This window comes from Micromonospora sp. NPDC047812, assembly GCF_040704175.1.
In the GTDB taxonomy this organism is placed as follows: Bacteria; Actinomycetota; Actinomycetes; order Mycobacteriales; family Micromonosporaceae; genus Micromonospora.
Map to the genome: position 1 here is coordinate 1 of NZ_JBEYRY010000033.1, position 1930 is coordinate 1930.

Annotated in this window: 2 protein-coding genes; both read left to right on the top strand. The window is 70.2% G+C overall.

The window, feature by feature from the left end:
- The first annotated feature begins 170 nt into the window (after nt 1–170).
- Entirely contained in the window at nt 171–1166 is a 996-nt protein-coding gene (locus AB0883_RS30725; RefSeq protein ID WP_366644763.1) for an esterase family protein, read from the top strand.
- A 105-nt stretch (nt 1167–1271) separates the two neighbouring features.
- The coding region (locus tag AB0883_RS30730) for a M23 family metallopeptidase (RefSeq protein ID WP_366644764.1) at nt 1272–1930 on the top strand (659 nt) is incomplete at its 3' end.

Here is a 1930-nt window from a genome sequence, read left to right on the forward strand (position 1 = left end):
ACGACGTCTACGTCGGACTCTCCACCGGCACCGGCTTCAACCCCAGCACCAAATGGCACGACTTCTTCGGCCTCAACGGCGAAACCACCCTCTGAGCCGTCCCGCGTGGACAGCAAGCTTCCCGCCGCGGTTCTCGTCCGCCCGGCGCAGTCTCACCCGATGGAGGATCCATGGACAACATCCCTGCCGCCCGCCGGCCCGTCAGCCGCCGACGGCTCCTGACCGGCGCCGCGGGAGTCGCCGCCGCCGGCACGTTCGCCGGCGCCCTCGCCGCACCGCTGCCCGCGTCCGCGGCCCGCGACGGCCACGGCCTGCGCATCGTCGACCGCAACGAGAACGGCGGCCGCCTGCAGTACTACCGGTTCGCCACCGACGCCATCGAGTGGGACCCGGCGGTCAACGTCCTGCTGCCCGACGGCTACCACACCAGCGGCAAGCGCTACCCCGTGCTGTACCTGCTGCACGGCGGGGCGGCCGACTTCCGGACCTTCCACATGCAGGACAACATCATCAACCTGACCGCCGGCAGGGAGATCATCGTCGTCATGCCGGACGCCTCCACCGGCTGGTACTCGAACCCGGTCAGCAGCAACACCGGTCCCCGCAACTGGGAGACCTTCCACATCGCGCAGCTGCTGCCCTGGATCGAGTCGAACTTCCGCACCTTCCCCGAGTACAACGGCCGCGCCGTCGCCGGCTTCTCGATGGGCGGGTTCGGCGCCCTGAAGTACACCGCGAAGTACTACGGCCACTTCTGCTCGGTCAGTTCCCACTCCGGACCGGCCAGCCTGCGCCGCGACTTCGGCCTCGTGGTGCACTGGGCCAACACCACCTCGGCCGCGATGGACCTCGGTGGCGGCACGGTCTACGGCGCGCCGCTGTGGGACGAGGCGCGGGTCACCGCCGACAACCCGGTCCAGCGCATCGAGAGCTACCGCAACAAGCGCATCTTCCTGGTCGCCGGTACCTCGCCCGACCCGATCAACTGGTTCGACTACGTCAACGAGACGCAGGTGCTGGCCGGTCAGCGCGAATTCCGGGCGGCCCTGGGCCGGGCCGGCATTCCGCACGAGTGGCGTGAGCTCCCCGGCGGCCACTACTTCCGGCGCGAGATCTTCGTCCAGGATCTCAACGGGATGCTCGGCCGCCTGCGCCGCGCCGGCTGACCCCTCGTCGTACGACGCGCCGCCGCCGCGGACACCCGTCGCGGCCGGCGGCGCGTCGTCGTTCCCCGCCCAGCCCATCCGAGTCTTCCCTGACGGGAGTCACCCATGTCACGGCATCCGAGGACCGGGGCGCGTCGCGTCCTGGCCGCCCTGCTCACCCTGGCGGTGGGCGTCCTGACCGGCGCGGTGGCGACATCGTCCCCCGCGCTCGCCGCACCGAACTTCAAGGCCCCGTTCCCGTGCGGGCAGCGGTGGACCTACGACCACCACAGCGCCGAGGTCCGGCAGGCCCTGGACTTCGTGCGGGCCGACGGAGGTGCCACCGCGGGCACGCCGCAACTCGCCTCGGCGGCGGGCGTCGCCAGGCGGTACTCGCAGCCCAGCGGCGCCGGCAACTACATCGTCATCGACCACGGCGGCGGTTGGACCACCTACTACTTCCACCTCAGCACCTACTCCGTGCCCGACGGGGCGTACGTGCAGCAGGGCCAGCAGATCGGCACCACGGGCAGCACCGGCAACTCGTCGGGGCCGCACATCCACTACGAACAGCTCTACAACGGCGTGGGACAGACGATCGTGATCAACGGGACGTCGCTGGCGCCGTATCCCGGCCAGTACCACCAGAAGTACCTGGTCAGCGACAACTGCGGTACGTCACCGACGGGTGGCCGGTATCTGGCGGGTTCGCCGACGGACTTCACCGGCGACGGACGCGACGACATCGTCGCCTTCACCCAAGGCACCCTCAACGACGTCTACGT

Coding starts and splice junctions, on each gene's coding strand:
- AB0883_RS30725 (WP_366644763.1), top strand. CDS start 171: ATGGACAACATCCCTGCCGCCCGCCGGCCCGTCAGCCGCCGACGGCTC.